This window comes from Streptomyces sp. NPDC007875, assembly GCF_042868035.1.
Taxonomy (GTDB): Bacteria; Actinomycetota; Actinomycetes; order Streptomycetales; family Streptomycetaceae; genus Streptomyces; species Streptomyces antimycoticus.
Genome location: NZ_JBIADZ010000004.1, coordinates 331926 through 345119, shown reverse-complemented (window position 1 = coordinate 345119; position 13194 = coordinate 331926). Strand labels below are relative to the sequence as shown.

Below are 13194 nucleotides of genomic sequence, written 5' to 3'. Positions count from 1 at the left end.
CCGTCCGGCAGCCGCAAGGCCGCTGGGCAGGGCCTCAGAAGCAGGGGCCCTAGAACACCCCGCCCTTGATCTTGATGGTGATCGTGCTCCCCTTGGGTGCCTCGTCCCCGCCGTCCACCGACTGGTCCTGCACCTTGTCCCCGGGGAACAGCAGCGCCTTCTCCACGTCCACCTTGAAGCCGGCCTCCTCGAGCTGCGCCTTGGCGTCGTCGGCTGTCATACCCGTGACGTCCGGCACCTCGATCATCTGCACGCCCTTGGAGACGGTCAGCGTGACCGTGTCGCCCTTGGCGCCCTCTTCGTCTCCCTCTCCGGAGGGAGACTGCTCGGCGACCGAGCCCTTGTCCTCCTCCGAGAACACCTGCCGCTCGGCGATCTTCACCTTGAAGCCCTCGTCCTCCAGCTCGGACCGGGCCTCGTCGACCGAATCGCCCACCACGTCCGGGATGTCGACCGGCTGGCCCTTGCTGACCACGATCGACACCGGCGTCTCGGGGCGGCGCACGGAGCCGGAGACCGGGCTGGTGGAGAGGACCGAGTCCTGGGCCGTCTCACTGCTGAAGCGGCGGATGACCTTGCCGATCGTCAGCCCCTGGTCCGCGATCTTCCGCTTGGCCTCGGCCAGCGGCATGCCCACCACATTGGGCACCTCGGCCCGCGGCGGCCCCTGGGAGACCCGGATGGTCACGGTGCCGGTGTCGCGGACGCGCTCACCCGGGCCGGGCTTGGAGCCGATGACCTTGCCCTTGGGGATGACATCGCTGAACTCGTTGACGACCTTCACATCGAGCCCGGCGCCGTGCAGCTTCTTCTCCGCCTCCGCCTGGGTCTTCCGCAGCACCGGCGGGACCTCGGTGAACTGGCCGGCGCTGATGTACCAGACACCGGCGGCGAGGGCGATCGCGAGCAGCACCGCGGCGACGATCGTCACGATCCCGCGGCGCGACATCCCGCCCCGGCCGCGTCGGTCATGCCCCTGCTGCCGGGGCGGTTCCGGCGGCAGCTCCAGACGGCTGGTGTGGTTGAGCAACTCCTGCTCGTCGTCGACGGCGGCCGCCGGGCGCGGAATCACCGTCGTACGGTTCTCGGCGCCGGCCGAGGTGTCCTCCCTGGCCTGCGGGGGCACCGCGTCCAGCTGGTCGTCGGTCAGCGAGGCCCGCACCGCGCGGGTCGCGCTCAGCAGCGCGACGGCGTCGACGGGGCGCCCCTCGGCCGCGCGCGCGGTGGCCGTGGCGACCAGCGCGTCCAGCTCGGGGGCGACCCCGGGTGCGAGGGCGGACGGCGGCGGGACGTCCTCGTTCAGATGCTGGTAGAGGACCTGCGCGGGGGTGCTGCCGCCGTGCGGCTTGGAGCCGGTCAGCATCTCGTACAGCACCACACCGCAGGCGTAGACATCGGCGCGCGGGTCGGCCGTGCCGTGCTCGATCTGCTCGGGCGCGAGATAGGACACGGTGCCGAGGACGGTGCCGGTGGAGGCGCTGGTGTTGGTGTCCACCGCCCGGACCAGGCCGAAGTCAGCGACCTTGACCCTGCCGTCGTCCCCGATCAGCACGTTCTCGGGCTTCATGTCGCGGTGGACGAAACCGGCGCGGTGGGCCGCCCCGAGCGCGGCCAGCACCGGCTCCAGGATGTCCAGCGCGGCGCGCGGATGCAGCGCCCCCCGCCCGCGGAGCACATCGCGCAGGGTGCAGCCCGCGACGTATTCCATGGCCAGATAGACGTGGCCGCCGTCTGCTCCCTGGTCGTAGACGGCGACCACATTGGCGTGCGCGAGTCTCGCGACGGACTTCGCCTCACGGATGAAGCGGTCGACGAAGGCGGCGTCGGAGGCGAGGCTCTGGTGCATCACCTTCAGGGCGAGCACACGGTCCAGCCGGGTGTCGACGGCCCGGTAGACCGTCGCCATCCCGCCAACGGCGATCCGCGCCTCAACGCGGTAGCGGCCGTCGAGCTCCTGCCCGACGAGGGGGTCCTGGAGGGTCGTATCCACGGGGGAAGTCTACGAGGCATCGATATGAGCCATGACCGGCCGCCCCAGGTGAGGCGGGTACTGCAGCGGAACGGTGACACCGGCGGGTCAGTTGTGCGACGCGGCGGCGATCGCGGCCAGCTCCTCGAGCGCTGAGGTCCAGGACAGCGTGGCGTACTCGGCGTGCTTGGCCTTGGCGTCGTCGGGGACGGCCAGGGCGCGGATACCGCTCTCCGCCAGCCGCAGCCGGGTGCCCCGCCCCTCGGGGGAGAGCGCGAACTCCACCAGGGTCGCCTCCCCGGGGTCCGAGGGCGCGTGATCGGGTTCCAGGGCCAGCCGGAAGCGGAAGAGCGTGTCGGGGACCGCCCGCTCGACCTGACCGTGGAACTCTCCGTGTTCGTCCCACCGGAACCGGAGCCTCCCACCGGGGTGCGGATCGATCTCGCAGCCGCCGGGGGCGTACCAGACGCGGATGTGCTCGGGCGTCGTCAGCACCCGCCACACCCGGTCGATCGGCGCCGGTACGTACACCTCGCGCTCGATCCGGTCGTCCACGGTCACGGTCACGGCGACCACCTCCGCGCTGTGCGCTGCTCCCTCAATCCACGGTAGAGGCCCGCGCCGGGCCCGGACAGCGGTTGGCCGAGGGCGGGGCCTGGATGGGGGCTGAGCCTGGACGGGTCCGGCCGGACGCCGGGCTGGGACGCGGGTCCAGCCGGATGTCGTGCTCGGACGCGGGTCCAGCCGGATGTCGTGCCCGGACAGGGCCTGGCCGAACGCCGGGGTCCGGACAGCGCAGCTAGCCGAACGCCGGGCGCTCGGGGTCCAGGGCCGCCAGGCCCTCGGCCGGGCTCGACGCCTCGGCGAAGTGGCGGCGCGGGATCCGGCCCGCCCGGTGGGCCAGCCGGCCCGCCTCCACCGCGTGCCGCATCGCCCGCGCCATCAGCTCCGGCTCCTGGGCCCTGGTGACGGCCGAGGCGAGCATCACCGCCGCGCACCCCAGTTCCATGGCCAGCGCGGCGTCCGACGCCGTGCCCGCGCCCGCGTCCAGGATCACCGGCACGGTGGCGCGCTCGGTGATCAGCTGGAAGTTGTGCGGATTGCGGATGCCGAGACCGGAGCCGATCGGGGAGCCGAGCGGCATGATCGCGGCGCAGCCGACGTCCTCCAGCTTCCGGGCCAGGATCGGGTCGTCGTTGGTGTACGGGAGGACCGTGAACCCGTCGTCGACCAGCGTCTCGGCGGCGTCCAGCAGTTCGATCGGATCGGGGAGCAGGGTGCGCTCGTCGGCGACCACCTCCAGCTTGACCCAGTCCGTGCCCAGGGCCTCCCGGGCGAGGCGGGCGGTGAGCACGGCCTCGCCGGCGGTGAAACACCCGGCGGTGTTGGGGAGCGGGCGGATTCCGTGCCGGTTCAGAACGGAGAGCACCGACCCCTGCACCGTGGGGTCGAGCCGCCGCATCGCGACGGTCGTCAACTCGGTGCCGGAGGCCAGCAGCGAGCGCTCCAGGATGTCCAGGCTGGGAGCGCCGCCGGTGCCCATGATCAGACGGGAGCCGAAGTCGGTCCCGGCGATGGTGAGCGGGTCGGGGGCGGCGAGGGGCTCCCGGCCCGGGGCGTTCGGGGTGTTCGCGGCGGTGGTGACGGGCGTGGTGGTCGTGGTGGTCGGGGTGGGAGCCATGGGTGGATCAGCCTCCTTGGACCGCGGTGAGGACCTCGACGCGATCACCGTCGCCGAGCGGGGTCGCGGGCCATTGGGTGCGTGGGACGACCGTCTCGTTGACGGCGGCGGCGACGCCGGAGGGCGCCTGGGTGAGGGTCGCGACAAGCCGGTCGAGGGTGGTCCCGTCCGGGACCTCGCGGGGCTCGCCGTTGACGGAGACGGTCATGGGTGCTGCTCCTGTGCTGGGGTGGGCGCGGCTGCGGGGGCGGCGGCGGGGACGGTCGGGGCTGCCCCGCCGTCCGAGGGGGCCGCGAAGCGCCGTGGGGTGAACGGCCGGGCCTCCGGCGGGAGTTCTCCGCTCGTCAGTGCCTCGGCCATGACATCGCCGGTGATCGGGGTGAGCAGGACGCCGTTGCGGTGGTGGCCGGTGGCCAGCAGCAGCCCCGGCAGCGCGGTCGGGCCGAGCATCGGGGCGTTGTCGGGGGAGCCGGGGCGCAGCCCGGCGCAGGTCTCCACCAGCGGCAGTTCGGTGATGCCGGGCACCACCTCATGGGCGTCCCGCAGCAGTTCGTACACCCCGCCCGCGGTGACCGTGGTGTCCCAGCCCAGCTCCTCGCTGGTGGCGCCGATGACCAGCTCGCCGTTCTCGCGCGGTACCAGGTAGACCGGCCCGCCGCGCACCACGGCCCGTACGGTCCGGGAGAGGAACGGCGCGTACCGCTCGGGCACCGACAGCCGCAGCACCTGCCCCTTGACGGGTCGTACGGGCGGCAGGACGCCGTCGGGGACGCCCGCGAGCCGTCCGCTGAGGCTGCCGGCGGCCAGGACGGTCCGCTCGGCGGCCAGGTGCGTGCCCCCGGTCAGCTCGATCCCGGTGGCGCGGTCGCCGTCCAGCAGCAGCCGCTCCGCGCGGGCGCGGTGGAAGGCGACCCCGGCCCGCTCGCACGCGGTGAGCAGCGCCGCCGTCAGCCGCCGCGGGTCGACCTGGTTGTCGCCGGAGACGCGCAGCCCGCCGTGGACGCCCGGCGCGAGCATCGGTTCCAGGCGGCGGCATTCACGCCCCGTCAGCCATTCGGACTCCAGCCCGAGCCCCTGCTGGAACGTGTGGAGCTCGCGCAGATGGGCGCGGTCGTCGGCGTCGAACGCCACGGCGAGCGTGCCGCACGCACGGTGTCCCACGTCCTGTCCGCTCGCCTCCTCCAGCTCGGCCACGAAGTCCGGATAGCGGCGCGCGGAGGCCAAGTTGAGGCCGAGCAGGGTCTGCTCGCCGTAATGAAGCTCGGTGACGGCAGCCAGCATCCCCGCCGCCACCCAGGCGGCTCCGCCGCCGGGTGCCGGGTCGGCGAGGGCGGTGCGCAGCCCCCGCTGGGCCGCCCGCCAGGCCGTGACCAGGCCGATGATGCCGCCGCCGATGACGAGGGCGTCGTAGCGCCCGTCGGGCGGCTCACCGCCAAGCCCTGAGGTGTGTGGTCCATCGTCGTGACCTGGTGCGTGCGTGGACACGCTGCCCCTCCCTTCGCCGGCATGACCCGGATCAGGTTCGTACGGTCGGAGGCCGTTTCAGCCTCCCTCTCAGCCCGGTACGTCCGGGCTCCCGCGAGTGCTCTGCCCCGCCACCCTAGTACGAGCCCCGAACCCCCCGAAAGACCGGTCACCCCCCACACAACAAGCCCGCACCGCGTTCCCCCGAACCCCACCGGCACCCCACCCCAGCCCCTCCGACGCCTCAACTCAGCTCCCGGCGCTTCCGGCAACTCCAGCCCCTCCGGCGTTTGAGGAGCGGGGTCCGGGGCGGAGCCCCGGCGGGGGTCGAGGGGGCGGAGCTCCTTCGTTCCGGGAAGGGGCGGGGTGGGGGACCACCCGCCGTAGGCGCCCACAGGCCCGCATCCGCTGTCCGACCGCCACCCCAGGTCTCGCTCGAAGCCCCAGCGGCAGCCGAGCAGGCCCAGCGCGGGGCCGAGCAGGACTCAGGGCGAGGGCCGAGCCGCACCCCGCCGGGAGCCGAGCCGCACCCCGCCGGGAGCCGAGCGCACCCCCACCGGGCCCCACCAGCCCCCACGGGGCCAAGGCGGGCCGGAAATCACCCCCACCCACCCCTCCCCTCTGTGCCCGAGATCTCCCCTCGCCCTCTGCGGTCCGCCCCACCAGCCGCAATACAGTGATCGTGTGAGCGATGAGACGACGACGAAGCCGTCCTCGAGCGGCGGCGGCGAACAGCGGGTGGTGATCGTCGGAGCGGGCATGGCGGGGGTGCAGACCGCCGTCGCGCTGCGCGAACAGGGCTGGACGGGGGAGATCGTCCTGCTGGGCGCGGAGACCCACCAGCCCTACGACCGGCCGCCGCTGTCCAAGGCCGTGCTGCTCGGTAAGGCCGAGGGATCGACGCTCGACGTGGACTTCGCCGGGCTCGGCGTCGCGCTGCGGCTCGGCGTCCAGGTCACCGGGCTCCGCACGGACAAGCGGCTCGTCGAGACCGCGACCGGGCAGCTTCCGTATGACGTCCTGGTGATCGCCACCGGCGCCGAGCCGGTCCCGCTGCCGGGCGGCGAGGGCGTGCCCGGCGTCCATCTGCTGCGCACCCTGGACGACGCGGTGCGGCTGCGCCCGGTGCTCGCCCGGCAGCGCGAGATCGCGGTCGTGGGGGCGGGCTGGATCGGTGCGGAGTTCGCCACGGCGGCGCGCGAGGCGGGCTGCGCCGTGACCGTCGTCGAGGCCGCGGACCGGCCGCTGGCGGGCGCCCTCCCGGCCGAGGTCGCGGCCCCCATGGCGGCCTGGTACGAAGACTACGGCGCCCGGCTGGTGACCGGCGCCCGGGTGGCCTCCGTGGACGAGAGCGGGCTGCTGCTCGGCGACGGCACCCGGCTGCGGGCGGGCGCGGTGGTCGTCGGGATCGGGGCCCGGCCGGCCACGGACTGGCTGGCGGGCTCGGGCGTGGAGCTGGCCGAGGACCGCTCCGTCGCCGCCGACGACCGGCTGCGCACCTCAGCGCCGGACGTCTACGCGGTCGGCGACTGCGCCTCCTTCCCGTCCGCCCGCTACGGCACGCGGCTGCTGGTGCACCACTGGGACAACGCGCTGCAGGGGCCGCGCACCGTCGCCGCCAATGTGGTCGGGAGCCGGACGGCCGCCCACTTCCCCGGCGCGGTCTACGACCCGGTGCCGTACTTCTGGTCCGAGCAGTTCGGGCGCTTCGTGCAGTACGCCGGGCACCATTCGGAGGCCGACGAACTGGTCTGGCGCGGCGATCCGGCCGGTGCCGCCTGGTCGGTGTGCTGGCTGCGCGAGGGCGCCCTGGTCGCCCTGCTGGCCGTCGGCCGTCCGCGCGATCTGGCCCAGGGGCGCAAGCTGATCGAGCGCGGCGCCCGGCTGGACCGGACGCGGGCCGAGGACCCCTCGGTGCCGCTGAAGTCGGCCGTCTGCTGACCGGCCGGCCGACCGGTGGGCGGGGCGTGTGGGGCGGGCCGGACGGCCCGCGCGGCGGGCGCCCGGCTACCCACTGTCAGTCCCAGATGGCAGGCTTGTTCCGTGACCGAGATTGACGCAAAGATCGATGCTCTCGTCCCCGCCTGGCTCACCCTCCCCGACGTCGCCGAACGGCTCGGTGTGGAGGTGACGCGCGTCCGGCAGCTGGTCAAGGAGGGCCAGCTGATCGCGGTGCGCCGTGGCGAGAACAGGGTGCTTCAGGTGCCCGAGGAGTTCATCGCCGACGGAAAGGTCGTCAAGGGCCTCGTGGGGACCTTGACGCTGTTGAAGGACGACGGCTTCAGTGACGAAGAGATGCTGGAGTGGCTCTTCACTCCCGACCCGAGCCTGCCCGGCACCCCGGCACGGGCCCTGGGCGAGAATCGCGGTACGGAAGTGAAGCGGCGCGCGCAGGCGCTCGCCGTCTGACGCCGTTTCCGTCCAGCCTTCCGCCGTCTTCCGTACGGGGCTCGTACACAGCTCGTACGGGGCGTGCACAGGGCTGGTCGCTCTCGCGCTTACGTCGACCTTGTCGCACGTAGTCGCACCTAGTCGCACGTTGTCGCACACGGCGTACGGGCCGGGCTCCGCGCACGGCCCGTACGCCGCCGACCCTCCGGGGGTACCGAACCATGTCCACCACCGCCACCGCTCGTGAGCAGCTGGCCGACGCCCGCCTCTATCTGTGCACCGACGCACGGAAGCGCCAGGGCGACCTGCCGGAGTTCCTGGACGCCGTCCTGGCGGCGGGGGTGGACATCGTCCAGCTGCGGGACAAGGAGATGGAGGCGTCCGAGGAGGTGGAGCACCTCCAGGTCTTCGCGGACGCCTGCCGCCGCCACGGAAAGCTGCTCGCCGTCAACGACCGTGCCGATGTCGCGCATGCCATCGGCGCGGATGTGCTCCATCTGGGCCAGGGCGATCTGCCGGTGCCCGCGGCGCGCGCGATCCTCGGCGCGGACGTGCTGATCGGGCGCTCCACGCATGCGGAGGCGGAGGTGGACGCGGCGGCCGTCCAGCCCGGTGTGGACTACTTCTGCACCGGCCCCTGCTGGCCCACCCCCACCAAGCCGGGCCGCCACGCCCCCGGGCTGTCCCTGGTGCGCCACGCCGCGGCGCTCGGCACCGAGCGGCCGTGGTTCGCCATCGGCGGAATCGACGCGTCCAACCTGGATCAGGTTCTGGATGCGGGCGCCCGCCGCATCGTCGTGGTCCGGGCCATCACGGCCGCCGACGACCCGGCGGCGGCGACGGCGGAACTGGCCAAGCGGGTGCGCGCGGCCTGACCGGAGCCCGGCCCCGGCTTTTCACCTGACTTTCACCCGGTTTTCATCCGGCCCGGCCCGTCCGCCGGTCGAGAACGCATCGAACTGTCCGCACTGCGGACAGAAAGCTGGCAAAACCCCCAAATCTCCGGGGTCGGGTGGGCGTAGCCGAGCCGGGTGGATAGCCTGCTCGTATGGCCCTAGGCACCGCTTCCACCAGGACCGATCGCGCCCGGACCGTGCGCGATCTGCTCGCATCGGGCGAGCAGTCGTATTCCTTCGAATTCTTCGCCCCCAAGACGGCGAAGGGCGAGCAGACGCTGTGGAACGCCATCCGCAGGCTGGAAGCCGTCTCGCCCACCTTCGTCTCCGTGACCTACGGAGCCGGCGGATCCTCCCGTGAGGGCACCGTGCGCGTCACAGAGCGCATCGCGACGGACACCACGCTCACCCCCGTCGCCCATCTGACCGCCGTCAACCACTCCCGGGCCGACCTGCGCAACATCATCGGGCAGTACGCCGATGCCGGGATCCGGAACATGCTGGCCCTGCGCGGCGACCCGCCGGGCGACCCCACGGGGGAGTGGATCCGGCACCCCGACGGCCTCACCTACGCCGTCGAGCTGGTCCGGCTGATCAAGGAGTCCGGGGACTTCTGTGTCGGCGTGGCCGCGTTCCCCGAGATGCACCCCCGCTCGCCGGACTGGGACACCGACATCCGTCATTTCATCGACAAGTGCCGCGCGGGCGCCGACTTCGCCATCACGCAGATGTTCTTCTACCCCGAGGACTATCTGCGGCTGCGCGACCGGGTCGCCGCGGCGGGCTGTACGACACCGATCATCCCTGAGATCATGCCCGTCACGAACGTCAAGCAGATCGAGCGGTTCGCGCAGCTCAGCAATGCGGCCTTCCCGCCCGAACTGGCTGAACGGATCCTGGCGGTGAAAGACGACCCGGCGGCGGTACGCTCGATCGGAATCGACTACGCCACAGAGGTGTGCGCGCGGTTGATGGCCGAGGAGATCCCCGGGCTGCACTTCATCACCCTGAACCACTCCCCGGCGACGCTGGAAATCTACGAGAATCTGGGACTGCATCAGCGGTCCTGATCCTGATGACGGCAGCCGACGGGCGGCCGCATTGAGAGGGGCGGGCATGGGCTGGACGGTCCTCTACATCGCATTCGGCGTCGTCGCGCTGTGGCTGCTGGGGGAGGTCCTCCTGCAGTACAAGGCGCGGTTGCGCTGGCGGCTGCTGGCCTTCGTCGGCTTTCTTGGCGTGGTCGTCGGCGTGCTGATCCCGTCGGTTCCGGTGATCGGGGTGGGGGCGATCGCCTTCGCCATAGGCCAGACGTATGTGACGCTCTCCTTCCGGCGCGGCTTCGCCGCGGGCTGGGCGCTGAGCGGCGGGCTGCCCGGGCTGCTCGGACGCGAGGAGCGCGGCCCCCGGCCGGACGACGCGGACAAGGAGCCGATCCTCGAGGTGTCCGACCTGGAGGCGGTCCCGGCGGCGCAGCCGGAGCCGCCCACGTACCGGCCTCAGCCGCTGCCCGACGACACCGGCGAGTACGGCGTCTACGAGGAGCCGTCGGCCTTCACCCCGGCCGCGGGCGCCTACGGCGGCGAGGCGGCCGGTGGCTACAGCGCGTACGAGACGTACGGCGGCTACGGCTCACAGCAGGATCACAGCCAGGGGCACGGCCAGAACTACGGCCAGGATGTCTACGCGGACCAGATGGGCCAGGGCGGGCAGTACGGCTACGGGAACGAGGCGTACGCGGCCTACGGCCAGGACCCGTACGGCGGCGCCCAGCCCGAGCCCCAGGCCCAGCCCTATGAGCAGCAGGCTTACGACCAGCAGGCTTACGGTCAGCAGCAGTACGGCGACCAGTACGCGGCCTACGGCCAGCAGGATCCGTACGGCGGCGGGGCCTACGGCGGCGACCACTGGGCGGCCGACGCCTCCTACCCCTCGCCGGATCCGGCGTACGACGTGATGCAGCCCGGCGGGCCCTGGGTGCCGCAGCAGCGCGAAGGCGACGCCGCGCCCGCGCCGGACCAGCAGGCGTACCCGTACCAGCAGCAGCAACAGGGTCAGGCCCAGGGCCAGGGCTACCCCCAGGGCTTCGACGAGCAGTACCGCTACTGAGCAGACGGCAGCGCCGCTGAGCCCCGCTGCCAGATGAGCCCGCTGCCAGATGAGCCCGCTCCCCGGGAGCGGGCTCGGGTGTTTCCTGGGGTCGCTCTACTGGGAGCCGCGCCAGTCCTCGCCCTCGACGATCAGCCCGGCCACCAGCGCGCCCGACATCCCGGCATGGGCCAGCCCGCCGCCCGGATGGGCCCAGCCGCCCGCCAGATACAGGCCCGGGAGCCGGGTGACATTGGCGGGCCGCAGAAACGCGCCGTCCGCCCCGGCGAGCACCGGGGCCGGCACGGCGCCGCCCCTGGCGCCCGTCTGGGCGCCGGTGTCGGCGGGTGTGCGGACCTCATGCCACAGCATCCGGTCCCGCAGCCCCGGTATCGCGGCCTCGGCGGCCGTGATCAGCCGCTGGGCGTCCCGCTCCGCCGCCGCGCCGTCCGTCCAGTCCACCGGGCCGTGCGGGGCGACGACGGCGGTAAGGGTGACGGCCTCGTGCTCCTCGTCCGGGCGCACCGTGGGGTCCTCCGGGCGCAGCACGGTCACCGTGGGGTGGGGGCAGGGCTCGCGGAGCCCGTGGCCGTCGCCGAAGACGGCGGCCAACTCCGCCTCCCGGTCCGGGGCGTGGACCACGGTGCGGTGTGCGGTGTCCTCGGTCCGGGCGCCGCGCAGCGCCAGAAAGACGGTCAGCCGCCCCGGTGTGCCGCCGTCCGTGCCGGGCTCCGGCCGCACATCCCCCTCCCGCCAGGGCGCCTGCCCGCCGAGCAGCGGGGGCAGCAGGGCGGGGTCGATGCCCGAGACCACCGCGTCGGCCTCCGCGACGGTGCCGTCGGCCAGCTCCACACCCGCCGCGCGGCCGTCCTTCTCCACGATGCCGGTGACCTCGGCCTCGAAGTGGAACTCGACCTTCCGCTGACGGCAGCGCTCATGGAGGGCATCGGCCAGCGCCCGCATGCCCCCGCGCACATACCAGGTGCCGAACGTCTGCTCGATATAGGGCAGCACGGTGGCCGCGGCGGGGGCGGAGCGCGGGTCGAGGCCGTGCGCCAGCGCATGGCTCTCCAGGAGGGCCGTGGCGCGCGGATCCTTCAGCTCACGGCGGGCCACCCCGGCGAGCGTGGGCGGGACATCGGCACCGCCCCGGCCGAACAGGCCGCCGAGCCGCCCGCGCCGCACGGGGGCGGCCGGATAGGGATCGCGGCCCAGGACCCGCCAGTCGGCGCGCAGCGGCTCCTCCAGGAGCGGCCTGCGGGTGGCGTCCCACACCTCGCGCGCCCGGTTGACCAGATCGCTCCAGCGCTCGCCTGCGCCCGCGCCGAAGGCGCCGTCCAGTGCCTGGAGCACCCCGGCCCGTGACGCGTTGGGCAGCCGGACATCCGTGCCGTCGGCGAAGAGATGCCGGCTCGCCGGGTCGACCTGGATGAGCTCGACGCTCTGCTCCAGGGTCTGCTTGCCGGTCTTCACGAACAGATCCCGGTAGACGGCGGGCAGGTGCAGCAGCCCCGGGCCGGTGTCGAAGCGGAATCCGTCCCGCGCGAAGCGGCCGACCCCGCCGCCATGGGTCCGCCCGCGCTCGTACACCACCACCCGGTGGCCCGCCACGGCCAGCCGGGCGGCCGCCGCCATGGCGCCCATCCCGGAGCCGATCACCACAATCCGTGCCATGACCGCGACTTTATCCGCCCCCACCGACAGCCGGGCCACCGCGCCTGGGGACGAGCGCGCAGACCTGAGTACGCGTACTCAGCCGGGGAGATGAGTAGTCGCGCGGATGGGCCGCCACCTGCTCGGACGAGAGAGTGGTGCATACGGAAGGGCCGCGCGCCGCACCGCCGGCACGGGGCGGCGGAACGGCGCGGCGGCCCGGACGAAAGGTGGGAGTCACCGGGAGTCTCCTGGACCAGGAGCCTCCAACGGGGGAAGTACGGGGGAGTTACGGGGGGAGGCGCTGTTCCGGTCAGCTCGACGAGAGTCGATCTGTCGGAACAGCGCCTTCTACGTGTCGCCTTCTACGCGTACCCGGGGGAGCTGAGCCCGCCACACCGGGCCGTCGGGAGGTTGCGGCCGGCTATCCGGAGGCCACGGTCCTGCCGACGCGGCCCTGCAGCAGCCGTGACAGCGCCGCGTGCACATCCTCCAGCGACCGCTCCGGCTGATAGGACTGCCAGTCCAGCGCGGCCACCAGTACCATCCCGAACAGCGCCGACGCCGTCAGCGGGATGTCGATCTCCCCGCTGAACTCGTGCGCGGCCACCCCGGCCCGCAGCTCGGCCTCGATCACCGCTATGGCCCGCTGCCGGACCATCATCAAGGTGGACTGCCAGGCGCGGTTGGTGCGCCACAGCTCGGCCACGTACAGCTGGGTCAGCGACGGATAGCGGGAGATGAAGTCCAGCCCGGCCCGGACCATGGCGTCCAGCGCGTCCACATGGCTGCCGCCGCGCTCGGCGTTCTCGTCGGCGGCGCTCTGGAGCGAGGCGGTCAGCAGCTCGATGCCGTGCTGCAGCAGCTCCTCGAAGAGCACGGTCTTACTGGCGAAGTTGTAGTAGACCGTGCCCTTGGCCACCCCGGCCCGCTCGGCGATCTCGTCCACGGTGGTGGAGGAGAAGCCCTGTTCGGCGATGAGGGTGACCGCTGCCTCGAAGAGTTTCTGGCGTGTGGCCTGGCGGCGCGTGCTGCTGCTGTCCATGGCGCCG

Annotated in this window: 12 protein-coding genes and 1 riboswitch; of the genes, 5 read left to right on the top strand and 7 right to left on the bottom strand. The window is 73.1% G+C overall.

The genetic code is table 11. The features are described 5' to 3' along the window. Window positions 1-49 precede the first annotated feature (49 nt). The 5 genes from pknB to thiO form a co-directional block, all read right to left on the bottom strand. Window positions 50-1990 carry a Stk1 family PASTA domain-containing Ser/Thr kinase gene (gene pknB / locus ACFYOY_RS10880; RefSeq protein WP_351894540.1) on the bottom strand — a complete coding sequence of 647 codons (1941 nt, stop codon included), beginning with the start codon at window positions 1988-1990 and terminating at the stop codon, window positions 50-52. Between the two features lie 87 nt (window positions 1991-2077). Further along, window positions 2078-2536 (bottom strand): SRPBCC domain-containing protein, encoded by a 459-nt coding sequence (locus ACFYOY_RS10875; protein WP_351894543.1) that lies wholly within the window; start codon window positions 2534-2536, stop codon window positions 2078-2080. Between the two features lie 232 nt (window positions 2537-2768). Then, window positions 2769-3650, bottom strand: coding sequence for a thiazole synthase (locus tag ACFYOY_RS10870; RefSeq protein ID WP_351894550.1), 882 nt, complete (start codon window positions 3648-3650; stop codon window positions 2769-2771). Between the two features lie 7 nt (window positions 3651-3657). After that, window positions 3658-3858, bottom strand: coding sequence for a sulfur carrier protein ThiS (thiS, locus tag ACFYOY_RS10865; RefSeq protein ID WP_014060033.1), 201 nt, complete (start codon window positions 3856-3858; stop codon window positions 3658-3660). Beyond that, window positions 3855-5045, bottom strand: coding sequence for a glycine oxidase ThiO (gene thiO, locus ACFYOY_RS10860; RefSeq protein WP_388586292.1), 1191 nt, complete (start codon window positions 5043-5045; stop codon window positions 3855-3857). Before thiO ends, thiS begins: the two co-directional genes overlap by 4 nt. A gap of 81 nt (window positions 5046-5126) precedes the next feature. Next, window positions 5127-5240, bottom strand: a riboswitch (TPP riboswitch). Between the two features lie 558 nt (window positions 5241-5798). On the opposite strand from thiO, the gene ACFYOY_RS10855 reads away from it, so the two are divergent. The 5 genes from ACFYOY_RS10855 to ACFYOY_RS10835 all read left to right on the top strand — a co-directional run bounded on the left by ACFYOY_RS10855 (window position 5799) and on the right by ACFYOY_RS10835 (window position 10510). Next, the gene (locus ACFYOY_RS10855) at window positions 5799-7055 is read left to right on the top strand and encodes an FAD-dependent oxidoreductase (protein WP_351894560.1); all 1257 of its coding nucleotides are present in this window, start codon (window positions 5799-5801) and stop codon (window positions 7053-7055) included. Window positions 7056-7157: 102 nt separating this feature from the next. Beyond that, window positions 7158-7523 (top strand): Rv2175c family DNA-binding protein, encoded by a 366-nt coding sequence (locus ACFYOY_RS10850; protein ID WP_014060030.1) that lies wholly within the window; start codon window positions 7158-7160, stop codon window positions 7521-7523. Between the two features lie 203 nt (window positions 7524-7726). Next, window positions 7727-8380, top strand: a complete 654-nt coding sequence (gene thiE, locus ACFYOY_RS10845; RefSeq protein ID WP_388586086.1) for a thiamine phosphate synthase — start codon at window positions 7727-7729, stop codon at window positions 8378-8380. Window positions 8381-8553: 173 nt separating this feature from the next. Next, on the top strand, window positions 8554-9471 hold the full coding sequence (gene metF, locus ACFYOY_RS10840; protein WP_351894576.1) for a methylenetetrahydrofolate reductase [NAD(P)H]: 918 nt from the start codon (window positions 8554-8556) through the stop codon (window positions 9469-9471). Window positions 9472-9517: 46 nt separating this feature from the next. After that, on the top strand, window positions 9518-10510 hold the full coding sequence (locus tag ACFYOY_RS10835; RefSeq protein ID WP_351894579.1) for a hypothetical protein: 993 nt from the start codon (window positions 9518-9520) through the stop codon (window positions 10508-10510). A 96-nt stretch (window positions 10511-10606) separates the two neighbouring features. Here the strand turns inward: ACFYOY_RS10835 and ACFYOY_RS10830 are convergent, their stop codons facing one another. Beyond that, window positions 10607-12163 carry an NAD(P)/FAD-dependent oxidoreductase gene (locus ACFYOY_RS10830; protein ID WP_351894582.1) on the bottom strand — a complete coding sequence of 519 codons (1557 nt, stop codon included), beginning with the start codon at window positions 12161-12163 and terminating at the stop codon, window positions 10607-10609. Window positions 12164-12566: 403 nt separating this feature from the next. Then, complete coding sequence (locus ACFYOY_RS10825; protein WP_093461124.1) at window positions 12567-13187, bottom strand: TetR/AcrR family transcriptional regulator; 621 nt, start codon at window positions 13185-13187, stop codon at window positions 12567-12569. Window positions 13188-13194: the final 7 nt, after the last annotated feature.